The sequence below is a fragment of the Hoylesella nanceiensis DSM 19126 = JCM 15639 genome, assembly GCF_000379965.1.
In the GTDB taxonomy this organism is placed as follows: Bacteria; Bacteroidota; Bacteroidia; order Bacteroidales; family Bacteroidaceae; genus Prevotella; species Prevotella nanceiensis.
In genome coordinates this window covers 63,148-83,351 of the sequence record NZ_KB904327.1, presented here as the reverse complement: position 1 = coordinate 83,351, position 20,204 = coordinate 63,148, and the positions used below count along the sequence as shown (strand labels likewise).

Below are 20,204 nucleotides of genomic sequence, written 5' to 3'. Positions count from 1 at the left end.
ATCTTATTTTATAATAGATGTTATGATACCATCTTTGAATTGTGTCTTTATCTCGTCGCCTTTTTTAAGCTCTTTTGCATGTAGAACACTCTTTCCATTATGCAGAGTGATTGAATATCCTCGCTCAAGAATGCGCTGTGGGTCTAAACTTTTTATTTTTTCATTTAAAAGAGTTAGGCGATGTTGCTCACTATTCAAAATATATTTGGGCGCATTATTCAATCGTTGAGCCAGCATCTCTACTGTTCTTTGTTGATGACTGATGGCAGATTGCATTCCAATTGCAAGTCGTTGTAGCAGTTGTTGTATATATCCTTCTTGCTTTGTCTTTACAACCGAAAACACAATAGGAACCTTTTCTGCCAAGCGTTGCAACTTGTTGCGTTCTAATTCTATTCTGTTTTGAGCATAAGTCACCACATACTGCTGTAGTGTATCTATTCTACTATACACTCGAAGAGCGTGATTTATAAAGTAATCGGCCGCAGCAGTTGGTGTTTTCACTTGCTCAAAAGAAATCAAATCGAGCACGCTCTCGTCTCTATCGTGCCCTATTCCAGTTATAACAGGAATGGGAAAGTTAGCAATATTCTCAGCTAATGCAAGCGAATCGAATCCACTTAAGTCGCTAGTTCCACCACCTCCTCTTATCATTACAACAACATCGAACTGCGAAAGCTTATCATTTATAGCGTTTAAAGCCGAAATAACGCTTTGTTCTATGCCCTCTCCTTGCATAACTGCATTGAAAAGAGTTACTTCAAATACAAAACCATACTCGTTATGAACAAGGTGTTGCATAAAATCTCCATAGCCTGCAGCACCCTCGCTCGATATAACTGCAATGCGTTTTGCAAACAAAGGCATGTAAAGTTCTTTCTGCAAATCATACACTCCCTGTGCTTTTAGGGCGTCGATGATATCCTTTCGCTTCTTAGCCATACTTCCTAAGGTGAAAGTTGGATCGATATCATTGATAATCCACGCAAATCCAAAGGCCTCATGAAATTGAGCTTCTACCTTAAGGAGCACCTTCATGCCTACTTTTAGTTGTTGTCTTGTAACCCGTTCGAAATGTGGTTTGATAAACATCCACTTGTTGCTCCAACACTTTGCCGATGCTCTTGCAATGGGAGTGTTCATCTTTTCGTCTTTTTCTATCAACTCAATATAACAATGTCCACGCACTTCTCTTATCTCAGAGATCTCTGCTTCTACCCAAAAATCTTGGTTAAAAGAAAGCGATATCACTTCTGAAACAAGATTATTCAGTTGATATAGACTTAAATGTGTTGGTGAATTATTGTTTTCCATCATTTCTTTTATGTAATACAAATTTACTTTCTTTTATTATCTTCCCCAACAATCACGACATATATTTACATTTATTTAATTGTATTTACGTTCCATATTTTAACTCGTTTGATTCTCTATGCAAAGTAAAAGCTATGTTTTTACCTTCTAATTACAATGCTTTTGCATCTCAATATCAATGCTTTTATAAGCTAAACTCAATGCTTTTGAAAACAATGATAATGCAAAATAAACTCACCTCTTTTTCATCTCCAAAGAAACCTCTCTGCACATTGTTTTTCATATCACTCTCGTTAAAATATATTATCTTTTCATATCCTTTTCAATTCTTCTTTTTATGAGGTCAATTCATCATCTATCTTTGAACTCAAAGAACTGCAGAAAAGACGTATTTTTGCCACAAATAAGCACGTTTATACACTTGTGTGAATGAAATAAAATTGCTAAATTTGCATCATTGATATTGCATTATAAGCAAATGGAGCGCATTTTGTATTTAAAAGCACTCTAAACGAACGCTAAATTCAAACAATCATTCTATTAAAGTTGAACTAAAACGCCTTTATAGATACATAAAAGCAAAGAAATTAATTAGACTTGAAAGAACAAAAGGCAAAATATTTATGGATAACCAAAAGTCAACATTAGAATTAGGAACGAAACCTGTGTGGCCATTATTAATGCAATATGCCATTCCTGCGATAATTGCTATGACGGCAGCATCGCTCTATAACATGGTAGATAGTATCTTTATCGGACAAGGAGTGGGTCCTCTTGCTATCTCAGGTCTTGCAATTACATTCCCATTTATCAATCTTACAGCTGCCTTCGGTGCTGCTGTTGGTGTTGGTTCATCAACACTTATATCGGTAAAATTAGGTCAAAAAGACTATCAATATGCTCAACGCATTCTCGGTAACACCATCACTCTAAACATTATCATTGGAGTTTTGGTGGGAGGATTATGTCTTTTATTTCTAGATCCTATCCTATTGTTCTTCGGAGCCAGTGAGAATACTATTTCTTATGCACGAGATTACATGGAAATTATACTCGCAGCAAACGTGTTTTCGCACATGTATTATGGCTTTAATGCCCTTTTAAGAGCAACAGGGAAGCCCAAACAAGCGATGTTTGCCACCATTTTCACGGTGATTCTCAATGCAATTCTCGATCCATTGTTTATCTTCTACTTCGAAATGGGCATTAAAGGTGCTGCTTATGCAACCATTTTATCTCAAGTTGTGGCTCTTATTTGGCAGGTAAGGCAGTTCTCCAACAAAAAAGAACTAATCCATTTTAAATCAGGCACATATAAATTGCAATACAGTTTGGTGAAGAATATCATCAGTATTGGTAGTGCTCCATTTGCAATGAACGTGTGTGCATGTATCATTGTTATCTTTATTAATAATGGATTATTGAAATATGGTGGCGATCTTGCAGTGGGTTCGTATGGTATTGCCAACAAAATAGAATTCATATTCCTTATGATTTCTATGGGTATAGACCAAGGAATGCAGCCTATTGCGGGCTATAATTATGGATCTAAACAATACGATCGTCTCTTTAAAGTGGTAAAACTCTCTATCTATGCAGCCACCGTTGTAATGACATTGGGCTTCATTGTGGGTATGTTTTTCCCTTATGAATGTGCTCGTTTATTTACTTCTGATCCTGAATTAATTGCTATGTCTATTCGAGGAATACGCATCAATATGTGTGTGTTCCCTGTTATCGGCTATCAAATGGTTATCACTACATTCTTTATGAGTATTGGAAAAGCAAAAATAAGTATGTTCTTATCTTTATCTAGACAGCTAATTTTCTTGCTACCTCTACTTATTATACTACCCAGATACTTCGAATCGGACGGCGTTTGGGCAGCTCTTCCAGCTTCGGACCTATTATCTGCAGTTGTAACAGCAGTGATTATGGTTGTATTTATGAAAAGATTCAAAAAACAAAATAAACTATCTCAGTCCTATGAACAATAAGAAAATAATAATAAATATAGGTAGAGAAGTGGGCAGCGGCGGCCATATCATTGGGCAAAAGCTAGCCGAACGCTTCAATATTCCATTGCACGACAGAGAGATTCTTAATCTTGCTGCCAAGGAAAGCGGCTTTAGTGAAGAGCTATTTGAAGAGAATGATGAAGATAAAGGCTTTTTTAAATCCATCACAAACTTTAGGGGTTTTAGCCTCAACTCTGGCGGTTTCTATAACAATGGACTAACTCAAGAGAGTTTATTTCAATTCCAAAGCGATGCAATTCGTAAGACTGCAGAATCTGTTGGAGGTGTATTTGTAGGACGAGCAGCCGACTATGTGTTAAGAGATTACGACAATGTGGTGAACATCTTCATCACAGCTACTCTCGAAGACCGCATTCAAAGCGTCATGAAACGCAATAACTGCGATGCTGAAACAGCTGAGAAGATAATCGAAAAGAAGGAAGAAAAGCGTGCTTCTTTCTATGCTTTTTACACGGGAAAGAAGTGGGGTCATAGCACATCTTACGACCTTTGCATTTCAAGTTCAATATTAGGACTAGACAAGACCACTGACTTCATTGCAGACTTTGTTTGCAAAGCACTTGAAATTAATGAATAATCACACAATAATATACAAGAACAATCCGTTATAATAACAAAAAACACACAAATAGATGAAGACATATTTAGTTACAGGAGCTGCTGGCTTTATAGGCGCAAACTTCATAAAATACTTACTAAACAAAAAGTATCAGAATCAAGATATAAAGGTATTGATACTCGATGACCTTACTTATGCAGGAAATCTAGGTACAATTAAAGAAGATATTGACAATAAACGTTGTTTCTTTATCAAAGGAAATATTGTTGATAAAGAACTCGTTCAAAAGATATTTGATGAGCACGAAATTGATTATATCGTCAACTTTGCAGCAGAAAGTCATGTAGACCGCAGTATAGAAAACCCACAATTATTCTTAGAAACCAATATTTTAGGAACGCAAAACCTTCTTGATGCAGCCCGAAAGAATTGGACTTTAGGCAAAGGCAATGATGGTTATCCTATTTGGAAAGATGGAAAAAGATACCATCAAGTATCTACTGATGAGGTATATGGAAGTCTTGGAGCTGACAGTTTCTTTACAGAAGAAACCCCATTGTGCCCTCATAGCCCCTATTCTGCATCGAAAGCAAGTGCCGATTTCATTGTAATGGCATATCATGATACCTACCATGCCCCTTGTTCTATTACACGTTGTTCTAACAATTACGGTCCTTATCACTTCCCTGAAAAGCTTATTCCACTTATAATTAAGAACATATTAGAGGGAAAAGCATTGCCAGTGTATGGTAAAGGCGAAAATGTTAGAGACTGGTTGTATGTAGAAGACCATTGTAAAGCAATCGACTTGGTAGTAAGAGAAGGTCAATCGGGCTCTATCTACAATGTTGGTGGACACAATGAGATGACCAATATTGATATAGTTAAATTGACTATACAAACCATTAGGACCATGATGGAAGAGAACAAAGAACTTCGTAAGGTTCTAAAGAAACAAGAACTAGACGCAAATGGCGACATTTCAATTGATTGGATCAATGAAAGTCTTATCAAATTCGTTGAAGATCGCCTCGGACACGACCTACGTTATGCTATCGATCCCACAAAGATCAAAAACGAATTAGGTTGGTATCCTGAGACAATGTTTGCAGAAGGAATTGTAAAAACAATTAAATGGAATTTAGAAAATCAAGCTTGGATAAGCGAAGTAACAAGCGGAGATTATCAAAGATATTACGAACAAATGTATAAAAACAGATAAAGAGTATTCTAATATGAAAAAAATAATGTTGTTAGGCTCAGGAGAATTGGGCAAAGAATTTGTGATTGCAGCTAAAAGAATTGGTCAATATGTCGTTGCATGCGACCGTTATGACAACGCACCTGCTATGCAAGTAGCAGACGAAAGAGAAGTGTTTAACATGTTAGATGCTAATGCTCTTGATGCTGTTGTATACAAACACAAACCCGATGTCATTATTGCTGAGATTGAAGCAATACGCACTGAGCGTCTAATTCAATACGAAAAAGATGGAATACAAGTGGTTCCAAGTGCTAAAGCCGTTAACTTTACAATGAATAGAAAGGCTATTCGTGATTTAGCAGCAAAGGAATTGGGCATTAGAACCGCACATTATTACTATGCAACCACCCTCTCTGAGCTTGAAACTGCAGCCGAAAAGATTGGTTTTCCATGCGTTGTTAAGCCGTTAATGTCATCTTCTGGACACGGACAAAGCGTCGTTCGCAGTAAAGATGATTTACAAGTAGCTTTCAAAGAGGCTATTGAAGGAAGCCGAGGAGATGTGAAAGAGATTATTATTGAAGAGTTTATTGAATTCGATTCTGAGTTTACTTTGTTAACAGTAACACAAAAGAATGGCGAAACTCTTTACTGTCCACCTATCGGACACATACAAAAGAATGGCGACTATCGTGAAAGTTGGCAACCATTTGCATTGCCCGAAGAAGCTTTAAAGCAAGCTCAAGAGATGGCAAAGAAGGTTACTAACGCTCTAACTGGAGCGGGTTTATGGGGAGTTGAATTCTTCTTAACAACTAAAAATGAAGTTATCTTCTCTGAATTATCACCTCGTCCACACGATACAGGTATGGTAACACTTTCTGGTTCGCTTAATCTTAATGAGTTTGAGCTACACCTTTACGCTGCATTAGGACTCCCAATTCCTGCAATTAGATTGGAACGCTATGGATGTAGCGCAGTTGTTTTAGCGAAAGAGGATAAGAAAGAACTTCCAAACTATGACTTATCACAAGCGTTAAGCGAAGACTTTACCATTGTAAGAATATTCGGAAAGCCAGAACAACACTTGCATCGACGTATGGGTGTGGTGCTATGTTATGGCGAAATTGGCTGCGATATGGACGAACTACGCAACAAAGCGAAACGCTTATCTGACACTATTATTCAATAATAACTATCAATATTAGTAACGAGTAAAGAACAACTGCGTCTTTACTCGTTATTCACTATCTTTGAAATACAACCCATTTGCTTGACAAAAGCAAAGCTACTTATTTTTATTTTCATCAAATCTATATACTTATGAGCCTTGGAAAGATAATAGAACTGCCTAGAATAACCGACCCAAGAGGCAATCTTACGGTTGCAGAAGCGAACAAAAACATACCATTTGACATCAAAAGAGTTTATTGGTTGTATGATGTTCCTGGCGGAGAATGCAGAGGTGGACACGCACATAAGCAAATAAAAGAAATTCTTATCGCTGTAAGTGGTAGCTTTCATGTTACCTTAGACAACGGAAAAGAAAAGCAAACATTTCTTTTAAACCACCCTTATCAAGGCCTATTGATTGATACTAAGACCTGGAGAACCTTAGATGACTTCTCTTCGGGTGCTGTTTGCGTGGTGCTTGCATCAGACTTTTACGATGAAAATGATTATATTTACGACTATAACGACTTTCTTCAATACATAAATGTTTAACATCAAGCAATTCAATAGCGAAGCAACAACTGAATGGAATAATTATGTTTCGAGAGCAAAAAACAGCAGTTTCTTGTTCTACAGGGAATATATGGACTATCATTCTGACCGTTTTGAAGACTATTCACTGATGTTTTACATTGAAAATAAGCTGTATGCCATTCTTCCAGCCAATCGTATTAACAACGAGTTACACTCTCATCAAGGTTTAACTTATGGCGGACTTATTGTCGACGAGCATGTAACTGTAGCTCGAACACTTACACTCTTTGAAGAATTGAATGAGTTTTTGAGATCTCAAGGCTTTACAAAAGTAATCTATAAGCCCATTCCTTACATCTATAATAAGGTGCCAGCAGAAGAGGATCTTTATGCAATTTTTAGAACAACTCAATTTCAGTTAGTGGGAAGAGATGTGGGAACAATTATCAATTTGCATGCTCCCTACCCTTGGTATCGCATTAGAGAACGAGGAATTAAAAGGGCTTTGCAAAACAACCTCTATGTAGAAGAATCGCAACAATTTGATAGTTTTTGGGAAATTCTCACCCAAAACCTCCAACAAAAATATGGAGTTCAACCTGTTCATAGCCTTTCTGAAATAGAACTTCTACACAGTCGTTTTCCAAACAACATTGCATTGTATGTTGCCAAACAACAAAGCGAAGTGCTTGCAGGCATTGTTTTATACCTAATTAATGATGTTGCGCATGTTCAATACATCTCTGCAAGTTATGAAGGGAAAGCTATTGGGGCATTAGACCTACTATTTCACGAGGTGATTCATCACAAGTTAAAAGATTATACCTATTTTGATTTCGGACGTTCTACCGAAAACAATGGATTATTTCTTAACGAACCGCTTATGTATCAGAAAGAAGGTTTCGGTGGAAGAGCTATGTGTTGGGACAAATACGAATGGACATTATGATTGAATATTTAAATCTTAAAGAGATAACCAATAGACATTCTGAAGAGATCAGCACTGCTATTCAACGAGTGGTTGATAGCGGTTGGTTTATTCTTGGTAACGAGGTGCGTGCTTTTGAAAATGAGTATGCTCAATACATCGGCACCAATTATTGTGTAGGTTGTGGCAATGGTTCAGACGCTATCGCTCTTATTGTACAAGGATACTTCGAACTTGGCAAGCTAAAACCAGGCGATGAGGTTCTTGTTCCTGCTAATACTTACATCGGAACGATACTCCCTCTCACTTCTTTAGGATTAAAAATTAAACTCATTGAGCCTAATATCAACACCTTACAGATTGATGATGAGTTGATAGATGCACAAATAACCGAAAATACTAAAGCTATTGTTATTGTTCACTTATATGGGAAATGCGCCTTTACAAAACGTATATCTCATCTCTGCAAGCGACATAATCTTTTATTAATCGAAGATAATGCACAGGCACATGGTTGCTTTTACGATACAAAACGAACAGGCTCGTTAGGCGATGCGGCTGCACATAGCTTTTATCCAGGTAAGAATCTTGGAGCATTAGGCGATGGTGGAGCTGTTACAACCAATGATGCTGAGCTTGAAAAGATGATTAGAACGATTGCTAATTATGGTTCATCACAAAAATATGTCTTTGATGTTAAAGGCAGAAACTCACGATTAGACGAACTGCAAGCAGCGATTCTTCGAGTAAAACTGAGACATCTCGACGAAGAAAATCAATACAGACGTTTGTTGGCAAAGGTGTATCAACAACAAATTAACCATTCTTTTATCACCCTTCCACTTCAAGATGCAGACTCAGATAATGTGTTTCACATCTTTCCTATCTTAACTATTTATAGAGAAAAGTTGCAGAAATATCTTCTTAAGAATGGCGTACAAACCCTCATTCACTACCCCATTCCACCTCATTTGCAACGTGCTTATAGCGAATGGAACAATCTTTCCTTTCCTATAACAGAACAAATTCATACGCAAGAGTTGAGTCTCCCTCTCAATCAAACAATGTCAATTGATGATGTGAAGATGATTTCAGAGTTGATAAACAAGTTCTCTATCGAATAAAAGCGATGCTTTCACACTATAATAGCATTGCTTTTAGCATATAACTGCATTGAGTTTACATCGCAAATGCAATGCTTTTTCAACGAACAATTGATCAGTAACTATTTATAGGAGTAAGAAATTCTTTTCAAAAAGAAATTGAAAAGTTTTTACATATCAAGAAAAAGAGATGAAGAACAATCGCTATCCTCTTTATCTTTAGGCTCTTCGTGATTCGAAAACTGGAAAAGTAACTGCGAATCATCAGTATTTTTAATCTTCAAAGCATAGTAACCCCTCTTTTCTGTCTTCTCTATCAACGAGTTAGGGTTACGAGATTGCTTCAATAAAAAAGTAGAAACATAACTCTTTACATCGTCCCATGCAATGTCATGAAACAATGAGTTCGACGCATTATATACGTGATGAGTAATCTTTGAGACAGGAAGTCCAGTATCTCCAGCCTCTTTTAATACCTCAAGAATTATATTTTCGCAATTCATACGTAAAAAAGAGAACCACAGTTTAAGCTGTAATTCTCTTTTAATTCCTTATACTTTTAAAATTAAGCAAGTGTAATCAAGTTGTCTTGATCTTTCACTTTACCCTCTTTAAATAACCATCCAATACCCAAATAGGTTTCCTCTACTGTGATATTAGCAAGTTTAGCGATCTCCTCAACACTTAAAGCTTTGTTTGCAGAAGCAAGAGTTTGATACACATCACCTGCCTTAAAGCCAACATTTTCCGCGTTGATCACGATACTAATCTTTGTTGCAGTCTTCTTTGAAGTTGCTACTTTTTTCGCTGTCTTCTTCTCTGCCATAATTTAAAATGAAATAGTAATAATTATAACAATTAGTAAATACGCAACAAAATTAGTGTTTTATTTTCACTAAAAACTGCTCTTTTGTAAAAAAAACGAGTATTTTTCGGCTGCTTACTATTTATTCTTAGTTTTCTTGACGAACGTCAACTTTAATCTGTAATTCAGTCAATTGCTTGTCAGCCAAAGCAGAAGGAGCATCTAACATCACGTCTCTTCCACTGTTATTCTTAGGGAATGCGATACAATCTCTAATCGAATCAAGCTGCGCAAAGATTGAAACAAATCGGTCTAAGCCAAACGCAATACCTGCATGAGGAGGCGCTCCGTATTTGAAAGCGTTAATTAAGAAACCAAATTGAGCAAGCGCTTCTTCTTTAGAAAAGCCCAATATTTGGAACATTTTCTCTTGAAGAGCTCCGTCATGGATACGCATACTACCTCCACCAACTTCGATTCCGTTACATACAAAGTCGTAAGCTTTAGCACGAACTTGCTCTGGATGTTCGTCAAGAAGAGGAATATCGTCTGGATTAGGCAATGTAAATGGATGGTGAGTTGCCATCAATCGTTGCTCTTCATCACTCCATTCAAATAGTGGGAAGTCAACAATCCACAAACATTCGTATTTATTTTTATCTCTTAAACCTAGTCTTTCGGCCATTTCTAAGCGCAATGCACATAGTTGAGTACGTGTTTTATTTGGCTTTTCTCCACACATAATAAGAACAAGGTCGCCTTTCTTTGCATTCATTCTTTCACATAGTTGTTCTAGAATTTCTGCGCTATAGAATTTGTCGATGCTACTCTTTATAGAGCCATCTTCTTCCACTTTCAACCAAATAAGACCCGAAGCACCTACTTGTGGACGCTTAACAAAGTCGGTTAATTCATTGATTTGCTTTCTACTATATGATGAACAGCCTGTTGCACAGATACCTCCTATGTACTCAGCGCTATTGAAAATACTGAATTCTCCAGTGCCCTTAAGTAGATCATGTAATTCAACAAACTCCATTCCAAAGCGTAAGTCTGGCTTATCGCTACCATACTTGCTCATAGCTTCGTGCCAAGTCATTTGGCGAAGTTTAGCAGGAAGCTCTACATTTAGTACCTCTTTGAAAAGGTGACGTGTCATAGATTCAAACACTTCTAGCACATCTTCTTGGTCAACAAACGACATTTCGCAGTCAATTTGTGTAAACTCAGGCTGACGGTCTGCACGCAAGTCCTCATCTCTAAAGCACTTAGCGATTTGGAAATAGCGGTCGAATCCACTCACCATCAATAGCTGTTTCAATGTTTGAGGGCTTTGTGGAAGAGCGTAAAACTGTCCTGGATTCATACGAGAAGGTACAACAAAGTCTCTAGCTCCTTCAGGAGTTGAGCCAATTAGCAATGGAGTTTCCACCTCAATGAATTGAAGATTATCCAAGAAGTTACGTATTAAAATGGTCATTTTGTGACGTAATTCAAGATTTTTACGCACAGGATTGCGTCGTAAATCAAGATAACGATACTTCATTCTCAAGTCGTCACCACCATCAGTGTTGTCTTCTATAGTAAAAGGAGGAGTGACACTCTCTGACAAAATGTTTAATGTTGAAACAAGAATTTCAATCTCTCCTGTTGGAATATTATTGTTTTTACTTTGGCGTTCGCTAACTTCTCCAACAATTTGGATACAAAATTCTCTACCAAGTTTATTTGCTTTTTCTGTTAGTTCTTTGCTTGATGATTCATTAAAGACTAACTGGGTGATACCATATCTGTCTCTCAAGTCAACGAAAGTCATTCCACCCATTTTACGAACACGCTGAACCCAGCCTGCTAAAGTTACTTCTTTGCCCGCATCTTTCAAGCGTAATTCACCACATGAATTTGTTCTATACATAGTATAATAATATTTTTTCTGAGAACAAAAGTACAATAAAATTATGAAAGAATAAAAAAAAACATACGATTTGTTAGCTTTACACATTTCTTTTACTAACTTTGCATAACGTTCTCGAGAGAAAATCGCCTTAACGAGCATTGCTTTAGCTTGCTAAAAGCGGTATTTTTGAGAGAAGATTTCTTAATAGCAATAACAAAAAAAGAAAGGATTTTTATTATGCTAAAACGTTTATTTGGAACATTATGTCTTTTATTTGTAATTTCAATTGCTGCATTTGCACAAGCAGGAAAAGCAGAAATTAAATTCGATAAGACAAGTCATAACTTTGGAAAGTTTAGTGAAAAGCAACCAGTTCAAAAGTGTACATTCACTTTTACCAATACAGGTACTGCTCCATTGGTTATCAATCAGGCTATCGCTAGCTGCGGTTGCACTGTTCCAGCTTATACAAAAACGCCTATTTTACCAGGCAAAAAGGGTGAAATAACCGTTACTTACAACGGAACTGGTAAGTTTCCTGGACACTTTAAAAAGACAATTACAGTGCGTTCTAACGCAACTACAGAAATGACTCGCCTACAAATTGAGGGCGATATGGAAGAAGCTAAGAACTAATTAGTATGAGATACTTCACCATTTGTGGAGCATCAAAATAGAAAGAACTACATAAAAAGAGTGATTTTACAAGCTCTTATTTATGTAGTTTTTTGTTGTCTTATTACAAAAAACACATAATTGTAATTATTTTTTAAACAGATTTTATTACTTTTGTATTCATGATGCACGAAATGATGAACAATGGACGCCCCAAAATGGCAATTGTTTACCCTAATTCACTTGCAATTATGGGTTTAAGACAATTGCTTCATAACATTATGCCCATAATGGAAATAAAGGCATTTCGTAGCTTCGACGAGTTTGAAGCAAGCAATCCTGATAGTTTCTTTCATTATTTTGTAGCAGATTCAGTTATCATTGAGCATCGAGATTACTTCTTTGCAAGAGCTGTTAAGACCATTGTTTTAACAGCAATGACCGAGCAAACAAAGCAATTTAGCGATTTTAATTGCATTTATATCAACACTCCTGAAGAAGAACTCATTAGATCTTTCCTTGTATTAGAGCAATATGCACATGGCGGAGGCAAGAACCTTCCACCGCTAAAGATGCCCGAAAGCCTTACAAAGAAACTTCTTACAGATAGAGAGATTGAAGTTCTTTCACTCTTAGTGCAAGGACATATCAATAAAGAAATTGCCTCTATCCTACATATTAGTTTAACAACCGTCATCACACACCGCAAGAATATTGTTGAAAAACTTGGTATGAAAAGTGTTTCGGCTTTAACTATTTATGCCGTAACACATGGATATGTAGACATCAATAAAATATAACTGCTAACCACCTCTATTCTAATAAGTTAGCAAAATCATATTAAATTCTTTATAAAAGCACCCTTATTGCATAAAAAAGCATTGCCTTTAAAGAGTAAAAGCAATGCTATTCCAATATATTTTCATTGTTATTATTTCACAAGCACATCATAACACTGGTGCAAGAAGATGAGCAAACCACCCTACAAACTTCTTCCATGGCGTGCGCATCTCATTCCATTTCTTTGGTGTTAGCAAAAAGCTTTCTTTCTTTTCTGCATTAAACAAGTTACAAAGCTCTTGAGTAACCTCTTTATTTACAATAACTGCGTTTGCCTCATAGTCAAAATTTAGACTGCGAGAATTGAGGTTTGCACTACCAACAGTACAAAATAACCCGTCTATCATAATCACCTTTGTATGATGAAAACCAGGCATATACATCCAAATATTGCAACCACGTTTCATCAACTGATGTGCATTATAGAAACCACAGTCGGGAGTTAAGGGAATATCACTGCGCACTGACAACATAAGATCAACCTTTACACCTCGTTTAACGGCACGCTTTATCGCCTTTTTAATTGCTCTATTCAGCGTAAAATAAGGATTAATGATTTGAATACTATCCTTTGCAACATCTATTGCAGTGGTATAGAACTTACGAATAATGGTATTAGATGTTCGTGGTTCACGATTAATAATTCCCACCATCATATTGTTTAGCGAATCAACCGAAGGACGTTTTAAGTCTACAAAAGTGGTATTTGGACGATCACCTCTATAATATTTGGCTCCAGAAAGGTGTTGTTTGGTAACCTTATTCCATGCTTTTATAAAAATCTTTTGTAGCGTGTTCACCTCATCACCTTCGATTCTGCAATGCATATCGTGCCACTCTCCCACTACCTTTGTACCATTTATATAATAATCGGCAACGTTCATACCACCTGTATAGGCAATAGAACCATCAATAACAACAATCTTTCGATGGTCACGTGCAAAGACATGATTGACCCAAGGGAATCTAATTGGGTCGAATTCATATATCTCTATACCTCTTTCTCGTAAGTTTTTTAGCTCCTTTTTGCGCAAAGGTTTGTTATTAGACATATTTCCAAAAGCATCGAACAACGCCCTAACCTCAACCCCTTCTTTCACTTTATCAGCTAAAAGATTGAATAATTGGTTGGCAATAGAATCATTTCGAAAATTAAAATATTCGAGATGAATACTCGATTTGGCTTGTTTGATAGCCGTAAAGAGGTCGTCGAACTTCTCTTGTCCTGTTAATAACAATGTAACAGTATTGTTTTTCGAAAACGATACACCTTCACTTCGGAGTTCTTTTACAATCAATGAATCCGAGGTTTGCGCATATCCTTTTCCCAAAAACATTAATAAGAATAGAAAAAAGATATTTCTTAAGCTCATTCTTTATATTCTCTTTCTCTCAATTATCTAAATCATACACGAATAATGGTCGACAATTCCAAGCAAATGGTTAGAACTATCTACAACCAAAACGGTATGAATTTTATACTTATTCATTATTCGTAATATCTCAGAAATCTTTGTTTCTGGCGACACACTCTTAGGAGTTTTGGTCATAATATCAGCCACTTTCTTGTCGAAGAACTGAGCTTTCCAAGTCTCCATAGCACGTCGAATATCTCCATCGGTTATCAAACCGATAACTTGTTCGTTCTCTATTGAAACGCCTAAACCTAGCTTTCCTTTACTGACATGAATGATAGCCTCTCCTAAGTTCATTTCTTTTGGAATAATAGGAAGGTCGTTTTGGCGCATAACATCAGCAGCGGTGGTAAGCAAACGCTTTCCTAATTCACCTCCAGGGTGGAACTGCGCAAAGTCTTTTGGCTTGAAATCACGCACTTTCATCAATGCAACAGCAATGGCATCTCCCATTGCTAAGGCTGCAGTAGTACTACTTGTTGGAGCAAGATTCAATGGACATGCTTCTTTTGCTACCTTCACTTGAATGTGAGCAGTTGAATATTTAGCTAAAAGTGATTGTGGATTACTACTCATTGAGATAACAGGTACCTTCATTTGTAGCACCATTGGCAAGAATCTTAACAGTTCATCGGTTTGTCCACTGTTGCTTAATGCAAGCACAACATCATCTGGTGTCATCACACCAAGGTCGCCATGAAACACATCTAAGGGGTTAATAAAGAACGAAGGGGTGCCTGTTGAAGAAAGAGTTGCAGCGATTTTGGCACCAATATTACCACTCTTTCCTACACCAGTAACAATTACTTTGCCCTTACAATGATACATCATTTGAATTGCTTTATCAAAATTCTCATCAAGTTGAGGTATCAATTGCAATAGAGCTTCAGCCTCATCTTTAAGGCATTGAATGGCATTTTCTCGAATACTTGTTATATTTATGGGTTGAGATGTATTCATAGTAAGTTCTTTATAAGTCCCTTTAATTTATTAAGTTCTAACATGTTGGCAGCATCACTCAATCCTTCATCAGGATTAGGATGCACTTCAAAGAAGTAACCTGTAGCCCCAAATGCCTTTGCAGCCATAGCCATTGAAGGTACAAAGCATCGATCTCCGCCTGTTTTTCCATCGCCTGCGCCAGGTCGTTGCACGCTATGTGTGCAGTCCATAATAACATTTGGAGTGTAATTAAGCATGTCGGGAATGTTTCTAAAGTCAACAACTAAGTTATTATAGCCAAACGAATTGCCCCTTTCTGTCAACCAAACATCTTTAGCTCCAGCCTCTTTAGCTTTCTCTAAGGGATATTTCATATCTAAACCGCTTAAGAATTGGGCTTTCTTTATATTCACAATACGACCCGTTTTAGCTGCAGCTACCAATAAATCAGTTTGTCGACACAAAAAAGCAGGTATCTGAATAACATCGCAAACCTGTCCTACTGCCTCTGCTTGGTAACTCTCATGAATATCAGTTAAGATGCGAAGACCATAACGTTCTTTTACATTTGCAAGCATTTCAAGTCCTTTTTCTAATCCAGGACCACGGAAAGAACGAATAGAAGTACGGTTTGCTTTATCAAAAGAAGCCTTAAAAATGATATCTATACCTAAGTCGTTATTAATTGCTTTCAACTCTTCTGCAACAACATTCAAAAGTTCTTGCGACTCAATAACACAAGGACCAGCTATAAATATGGGGGTATTCTTTGTCATGACATTACCTTTTTATGATCAAATGGCTATATTTTTCCTAGTTTTTATCATTGCAAAGTTAACAAAAAATGCGCAAAGAAGCAACTTGTATATTCCTTTTTAGAAGGGAATGAGTTTAATTTTATTGTTATTTACACATCTTATTATATATAACAGAATGGAAGGTTGGCTCAAAATACAATAAAAATAAGTTTATCTTTCGGACTTCATATCTCGAAAAATAAACTTACTATAAAGCCTAAAGAGCCTTTAATTAAAGTATCTAACTTTACACTTTAATGCAGATTTGATTGCTGTTGCTTAATATTCTCGCTCTCCAAAGATGGTAGTTCCTATTCTAACGAGATTGGCTCCGTGCTCTATTGCGATCTTATAATCACCACTCATTCCCCAACTTCGATACTTAAAGTATTCTTTATCGCTAAAATATTTTTCTTTAATTTTATTGAATAGCTGGTGAGCTGTGGCGAATTCGCTTGCTATCTGCTGTTCATCAGAACAATAACTCGCCATCGTCATCAATCCACAAATGCGCACATTAGAAAGCGACTTCCATTCTCCTTCTTCTAATAAAGCCAAACAATCATCAGGACTTAACCCCGATTTGGTATCTTCTTGAGCTACATGAAGTTCTAAAAGAACATCTATCACCCTGTCATTCTTAATGGCCTGCTTATTGATTTCCTTTAGAAGTTTAAGGCTATCTACCGACTCTATCAATGAAATGTATCGAGCAATGTATTTCACTTTATTTGTTTGTAGATGCCCAATAAAATGCCATTGAATATCATTTGGCAACTCTTCTACTTTTAAAGAAAGTTCCTTTTCTTGACTTTCTCCAAATATTCGTTGCCCAGCATCATAGGCTGCACGAATAAACTCAGCAGGCCTAAACTTGCTAACTGCCACCAAATGGACTCCTAAAGGTAAAGAGTCTTTTATTTGATGCAATTGATTTACAACCTGCTCTTTATTCATTTTACTCTGCATTTTCTGTATTTTCCCCTTCTTCGTACTCGGGTTTATCGTCTACTTCCTTTGTAGTTGTGAACGTATGTTCATACACATCCATTATTTTTGTTTCAACAACGCTTGTGATAGTGTAGTCGGTTGCGGTCTTAGACATCATCTCTGTGATGTTATTTACTGCTCTACTTACGCTTCCAGCCTGCACAAGAAAGAGTGTAGTAGTGAGCTTTTCTTTCTCAGTTTTTTGGTCTAAAGTAATAAATTGCAATTTTGCTTTATACCATTTATCATCAGATTCTGCATCACTATAAACCACTTCAGAGTATGTTGCGGGCTTTATATCTGTTATTTTAAATTCTCCTCGTATGTAAAGACTCATTTCTTTAGTTATCGAAGCCTCTGCTTCTGTAAAGCTTAAAGCCTCAACTACATATTGTTCTGTTACGAATTTCTGCATTCCATTCTCCATATCTTTCTCGTAACGAACCTTTGTTTCGAACCAAGATGTAATTCTAGATCTCATAAAAAATATTACTTTTGTTATACTTTCAAATACTTATGAGAGCAAAATTAATCAATAATTCCAAAACTACAAAATATCACATTCGCTATTACATACCAATACTTTTATTAACATTCACAACACTAGATTGATTAACTTAAATCATTAAATCCCCCTATTGCATTGTATTCAGGGCAGATTGAATTAATTTTGTATCAGTAAAACAAGATCTAGATATAATAAAAATGATAAAGATTGACATCAGGGAAAATTGTATTAAGTGCGGAAAATGTGTTGCAGTGTGTCCTGTTAGTGCACTCTCTCAAGACCAAAAGGACAAAACAATCTTTGTAAAAAGAGTTACTAACTGCATAGAATGTGGTCAATGTGCTGCAATATGCCCTACTCGTGCACTACAACATTCATCATTTCCTGCTACAAGTATTATTGATTTTACAAAAGAAGAATGTCCAACTATCGAGCATACGATGTTATTATTGAAGAAAAGACGTTCAAACAGAACCTTCTCTAGCAAAGAAATTCCAGCTCAAGATATTGCCAAAATCGTAGAAGCAGCATACCAAGCGCCAACCGCTCACAACTCAAGAGACTTAGCATTTACCGTTATTTCTTCTCCTGAAAAGTTGAAAGAGCTAACCGATTTCACTATTGAAACATACGAAAATGCTATTAAGAAGCTCACCAACCCATTGCTAAAACCCTTCTTAAAGTTTAAACATCCAAAAGCATACCATTTTCTTCCACTCATGCAACGCTTGAGTTCGGCATACAGAAGAGGTAATGATGTCATATTAAGAAAGGCAACTTCGGTTGTTCTTTTCCATACAAAAGAGAACGATTCATTTAGTTTAACCAACTGTAATCTTGCTTATCAAAATGCATCTTTAATGAGTGAAACACTTGGAATCAGTCAGTTTTATATTGGATTCTTATGCAAAGCTATTCAACTTGCACCAGGTTCACTTGAAAAGCGACTAGGCATTAAAGGTCACATACAAGCTGCAATGGCGCTAGGATTACCCAAAATTAAATTTGAAAAGTATATAGATAGAGGAACTCCTCAATACAAAACTCTATAAAAATCATAAATGTTTTCTCTTCAATAGCACAAGAGAAAACATTTTTTGTTTGTGCCTTATGTATAAAAAACATAACAAAATAAGTACCTTTAAAATATAATTACTATCTTTGCAATAGGTTATTACCTCTTTATATATAAGATTAAAGACTGCATTTTCATTCTGTTTCACAAATAAACAGAGTAATCTTTATACTTAAATTATAAGAAATGGTATTCTTCATCGATAAGATATAAGAACCATCAAGATGTAACAAAATATATAATTATTTAATTATAAGCGAAAACAATGCCTGAAATATCTATTCGTGGGATAGAAATGCCAGAGTCACCCATACGTAAATTGGCACCTTTATCACTTGCTGCAAAGAAGCGAGGAGTGAAGGTCTATCATTTAAATATCGGTCAACCCGACCTTCCAACACCACAAGTTGGACTCGACGCACTAAAGAATATTGACCGAAAAGTATTAGAATACTCTCCTAGTCAAGGCATTGCTTCATACCGAGAAAAGCTCGTTGGATATTATAATAAATACAACATCGACATCGAAAGCGATGATATTATTATCACAACAGGTGGCTCAGAGGCTGTTCTTTTTGCCTTTTTCTCATGCTTAAACCCTGGAGATGAGATTATAATTCCAGAGCCTGCGTATGCCAATTACATGGCTTTTGCAATTGCGGCAGGTGCAAAAATTCGTACAATTACAACTACTATAGAGGAAGGTTTCAGTCTTCCTAAGGTCGAAAAGTTCGAAGAACTCATCAACGAACGCACTCGTGCTATTCTTATTTGTAATCCAAACAACCCCACAGGGTATCTTTATACAAAGCGAGAGATGAATCAAATTAGAGATCTTGTAAAGAAATACGATCTCTATCTCTTCTCTGATGAGGTGTATAGAGAATACATCTACACAGGATCTCCTTACATTTCAGCTTGTCATCTTGAAGGAATTGAGCAGAATGTTATTCTTATTGACTCGGTTTCAAAGCGTTATAGCGAATGTGGTATTCGTGTTGGAGCTCTCATAACCAAAAATAAAGACGTGCGTTCTGCCGTTATGAAGTTCTGTCAAGCACGCCTTTCTCCCCCTCTTCTCGGTCAACTTGTGGCAGAAGCATCATTAGATGCGCCCATAGAATACTATCAAGATGTTTACGATGAATATGTAGAACGACGCAATACACTTATAGATGGACTCAATAGAATACCCGGAGTGTACTCTCCAATACCTATGGGTGCCTTCTATACAGTGGCACAATTGCCTGTAGACGATGCGGAAAACTTCTGCAGATGGTGTCTTGAGGAATTCCAATATGATGGTCAAACCATTATGATGGCACCCGCTTCAGGATTCTATACCACACCAGGTGTAGGCGTAAATCAGGTTCGTATTGCGTATGTTTTAGAGAAATCGGAACTCGAAAAGGCATTAGTTGTTTTAAGAAAAGCTTTAGAAGCATATCCAGGAAGAGTAGAATAGC

20 protein-coding genes are annotated in these 20,204 nt (G+C 36.6%); 11 read left to right on the top strand and 9 right to left on the bottom strand.

Features of this window, described 5'->3' with window-relative positions:
* Window positions 1-3: 3 nt before the first annotated feature.
* Window positions 4-1,314, bottom strand: coding sequence for an exodeoxyribonuclease VII large subunit (gene xseA, locus A3GM_RS0100400; RefSeq protein ID WP_018361408.1), 1,311 nt, complete (start codon window positions 1,312-1,314; stop codon window positions 4-6).
* Between the two features lie 623 nt (window positions 1,315-1,937).
* Here xseA and A3GM_RS0100390 point away from each other — a divergent pair.
* The 7 genes from A3GM_RS0100390 (at window position 1,938) to A3GM_RS0100360 (ending at window position 8,875) form a co-directional block, all read left to right on the top strand.
* Entirely contained in the window at window positions 1,938-3,311 is a 1,374-nt protein-coding gene (locus A3GM_RS0100390; RefSeq protein ID WP_018361406.1) for an MATE family efflux transporter, read from the top strand.
* Complete coding sequence (locus tag A3GM_RS0100385; protein ID WP_018361405.1) at window positions 3,301-3,930, top strand: cytidylate kinase-like family protein; 630 nt, start codon at window positions 3,301-3,303, stop codon at window positions 3,928-3,930. Before A3GM_RS0100390 ends, A3GM_RS0100385 begins: the two co-directional genes overlap by 11 nt.
* Window positions 3,931-3,985: 55 nt before the next feature.
* A complete protein-coding gene (gene rfbB, locus A3GM_RS0100380) occupies window positions 3,986-5,134 on the top strand; it encodes a dTDP-glucose 4,6-dehydratase (RefSeq protein WP_018361404.1) in 1,149 nt (382 codons plus the stop codon).
* Between the two features lie 13 nt (window positions 5,135-5,147).
* The gene (gene purT / locus A3GM_RS0100375) at window positions 5,148-6,308 is read left to right on the top strand and encodes a formate-dependent phosphoribosylglycinamide formyltransferase (RefSeq protein ID WP_025829768.1); all 1,161 of its coding nucleotides are present in this window, start codon (window positions 5,148-5,150) and stop codon (window positions 6,306-6,308) included.
* A gap of 131 nt (window positions 6,309-6,439) precedes the next feature.
* A complete protein-coding gene (locus tag A3GM_RS0100370; protein WP_025829769.1) occupies window positions 6,440-6,841 on the top strand; it encodes a sugar 3,4-ketoisomerase in 402 nt (133 codons plus the stop codon).
* Window positions 6,834-7,772 (top strand): GNAT family N-acetyltransferase, encoded by a 939-nt coding sequence (locus A3GM_RS0100365; RefSeq protein WP_018361401.1) that lies wholly within the window; start codon window positions 6,834-6,836, stop codon window positions 7,770-7,772. Before A3GM_RS0100370 ends, A3GM_RS0100365 begins: the two co-directional genes overlap by 8 nt.
* Window positions 7,769-8,875, top strand: a complete 1,107-nt coding sequence (locus tag A3GM_RS0100360) for a DegT/DnrJ/EryC1/StrS family aminotransferase (protein ID WP_025829770.1) — start codon at window positions 7,769-7,771, stop codon at window positions 8,873-8,875. Before A3GM_RS0100365 ends, A3GM_RS0100360 begins: the two co-directional genes overlap by 4 nt.
* Before the next feature lie 149 nt (window positions 8,876-9,024).
* Here A3GM_RS0100360 and A3GM_RS0100355 read toward each other — a convergent pair whose 3' ends face one another.
* The 3 genes from A3GM_RS0100355 to aspS all read right to left on the bottom strand — a co-directional run bounded on the left by A3GM_RS0100355 (window position 9,025) and on the right by aspS (window position 11,574).
* Window positions 9,025-9,357: a hypothetical protein gene (locus tag A3GM_RS0100355; protein WP_018361399.1), complete on the bottom strand. Its 333-nt coding sequence runs from the start codon at window positions 9,355-9,357 to the stop codon at window positions 9,025-9,027.
* Between the two features lie 62 nt (window positions 9,358-9,419).
* Entirely contained in the window at window positions 9,420-9,680 is a 261-nt protein-coding gene (locus tag A3GM_RS0100350; protein ID WP_018361398.1) for a winged helix-turn-helix domain-containing protein, read from the bottom strand.
* 127 nt (window positions 9,681-9,807) lie between these two features.
* Entirely contained in the window at window positions 9,808-11,574 is a 1,767-nt protein-coding gene (gene aspS, locus A3GM_RS0100345) for an aspartate--tRNA ligase (RefSeq protein WP_025829771.1), read from the bottom strand.
* 219 nt (window positions 11,575-11,793) lie between these two features.
* Here aspS and A3GM_RS0100340 point away from each other — a divergent pair, with 219 nt between their 5' ends.
* Together A3GM_RS0100340 and A3GM_RS0100335 are read left to right on the top strand one after the other, a co-directional pair.
* On the top strand, window positions 11,794-12,192 hold the full coding sequence (locus A3GM_RS0100340; protein WP_018361396.1) for a DUF1573 domain-containing protein: 399 nt from the start codon (window positions 11,794-11,796) through the stop codon (window positions 12,190-12,192).
* 161 nt (window positions 12,193-12,353) lie between these two features.
* Window positions 12,354-12,971, top strand: coding sequence for a response regulator transcription factor (locus A3GM_RS0100335; protein WP_018361395.1), 618 nt, complete (start codon window positions 12,354-12,356; stop codon window positions 12,969-12,971).
* Between the two features lie 147 nt (window positions 12,972-13,118).
* Here A3GM_RS0100335 and cls read toward each other — a convergent pair whose 3' ends face one another.
* The 5 genes from cls to A3GM_RS0100305 form a co-directional block, all read right to left on the bottom strand.
* Window positions 13,119-14,384 (bottom strand): cardiolipin synthase, encoded by a 1,266-nt coding sequence (cls, locus tag A3GM_RS0100330; protein ID WP_018361394.1) that lies wholly within the window; start codon window positions 14,382-14,384, stop codon window positions 13,119-13,121.
* A gap of 27 nt (window positions 14,385-14,411) precedes the next feature.
* Window positions 14,412-15,386 carry a KpsF/GutQ family sugar-phosphate isomerase gene (locus A3GM_RS0100325; RefSeq protein ID WP_018361393.1) on the bottom strand — a complete coding sequence of 325 codons (975 nt, stop codon included), beginning with the start codon at window positions 15,384-15,386 and terminating at the stop codon, window positions 14,412-14,414.
* Window positions 15,383-16,144: a 3-deoxy-8-phosphooctulonate synthase gene (gene kdsA, locus A3GM_RS0100320; RefSeq protein ID WP_018361392.1), complete on the bottom strand. Its 762-nt coding sequence runs from the start codon at window positions 16,142-16,144 to the stop codon at window positions 15,383-15,385. Before kdsA ends, A3GM_RS0100325 begins: the two co-directional genes overlap by 4 nt.
* Before the next feature lie 300 nt (window positions 16,145-16,444).
* Entirely contained in the window at window positions 16,445-17,122 is a 678-nt protein-coding gene (locus A3GM_RS0100310; protein ID WP_025829772.1) for a YggS family pyridoxal phosphate-dependent enzyme, read from the bottom strand.
* A gap of 1 nt (window position 17,123) precedes the next feature.
* Entirely contained in the window at window positions 17,124-17,636 is a 513-nt protein-coding gene (locus tag A3GM_RS0100305) for a DUF4494 domain-containing protein (RefSeq protein WP_018361389.1), read from the bottom strand.
* A 224-nt stretch (window positions 17,637-17,860) separates the two neighbouring features.
* Here A3GM_RS0100305 and A3GM_RS0100300 point away from each other — a divergent pair, with 224 nt between their 5' ends.
* Together A3GM_RS0100300 and A3GM_RS0100295 are read left to right on the top strand one after the other, a co-directional pair.
* Window positions 17,861-18,715: a nitroreductase family protein gene (locus A3GM_RS0100300; protein ID WP_018361388.1), complete on the top strand. Its 855-nt coding sequence runs from the start codon at window positions 17,861-17,863 to the stop codon at window positions 18,713-18,715.
* A 288-nt stretch (window positions 18,716-19,003) separates the two neighbouring features.
* Window positions 19,004-20,203 (top strand): pyridoxal phosphate-dependent aminotransferase, encoded by a 1,200-nt coding sequence (locus A3GM_RS0100295; protein ID WP_025829773.1) that lies wholly within the window; start codon window positions 19,004-19,006, stop codon window positions 20,201-20,203.
* Window position 20,204: the final 1 nt, after the last annotated feature.

Coding starts and splice junctions, on each gene's coding strand:
- kdsA (WP_018361392.1), bottom strand. CDS start 16,144: ATGACAAAGAATACCCCCATATTTATAGCTGGTCCTTGTGTTATTGAG.
- A3GM_RS0100365 (WP_018361401.1), top strand. CDS start 6,834: ATGTTTAACATCAAGCAATTCAATAGCGAAGCAACAACTGAATGGAAT.
- purT (WP_025829768.1), top strand. CDS start 5,148: ATGAAAAAAATAATGTTGTTAGGCTCAGGAGAATTGGGCAAAGAATTT.
- A3GM_RS0100335 (WP_018361395.1), top strand. CDS start 12,354: ATGATGCACGAAATGATGAACAATGGACGCCCCAAAATGGCAATTGTT.
- rfbB (WP_018361404.1), top strand. CDS start 3,986: ATGAAGACATATTTAGTTACAGGAGCTGCTGGCTTTATAGGCGCAAAC.
- A3GM_RS0100310 (WP_025829772.1), bottom strand. CDS start 17,122: ATGAATAAAGAGCAGGTTGTAAATCAATTGCATCAAATAAAAGACTCT.
- xseA (WP_018361408.1), bottom strand. CDS start 1,314: ATGGAAAACAATAATTCACCAACACATTTAAGTCTATATCAACTGAAT.
- A3GM_RS0100360 (WP_025829770.1), top strand. CDS start 7,769: ATGATTGAATATTTAAATCTTAAAGAGATAACCAATAGACATTCTGAA.
- A3GM_RS0100295 (WP_025829773.1), top strand. CDS start 19,004: ATGCCTGAAATATCTATTCGTGGGATAGAAATGCCAGAGTCACCCATA.
- A3GM_RS0100305 (WP_018361389.1), bottom strand. CDS start 17,636: ATGAGATCTAGAATTACATCTTGGTTCGAAACAAAGGTTCGTTACGAG.
- A3GM_RS0100355 (WP_018361399.1), bottom strand. CDS start 9,357: ATGAATTGCGAAAATATAATTCTTGAGGTATTAAAAGAGGCTGGAGAT.
- A3GM_RS0100325 (WP_018361393.1), bottom strand. CDS start 15,386: ATGAATACATCTCAACCCATAAATATAACAAGTATTCGAGAAAATGCC.
- A3GM_RS0100385 (WP_018361405.1), top strand. CDS start 3,301: ATGAACAATAAGAAAATAATAATAAATATAGGTAGAGAAGTGGGCAGC.
- aspS (WP_025829771.1), bottom strand. CDS start 11,574: ATGTATAGAACAAATTCATGTGGTGAATTACGCTTGAAAGATGCGGGC.
- A3GM_RS0100370 (WP_025829769.1), top strand. CDS start 6,440: ATGAGCCTTGGAAAGATAATAGAACTGCCTAGAATAACCGACCCAAGA.
- A3GM_RS0100390 (WP_018361406.1), top strand. CDS start 1,938: ATGGATAACCAAAAGTCAACATTAGAATTAGGAACGAAACCTGTGTGG.
- A3GM_RS0100300 (WP_018361388.1), top strand. CDS start 17,861: ATGATAAAGATTGACATCAGGGAAAATTGTATTAAGTGCGGAAAATGT.
- A3GM_RS0100340 (WP_018361396.1), top strand. CDS start 11,794: ATGCTAAAACGTTTATTTGGAACATTATGTCTTTTATTTGTAATTTCA.
- A3GM_RS0100350 (WP_018361398.1), bottom strand. CDS start 9,680: ATGGCAGAGAAGAAGACAGCGAAAAAAGTAGCAACTTCAAAGAAGACT.
- cls (WP_018361394.1), bottom strand. CDS start 14,384: ATGAGCTTAAGAAATATCTTTTTTCTATTCTTATTAATGTTTTTGGGA.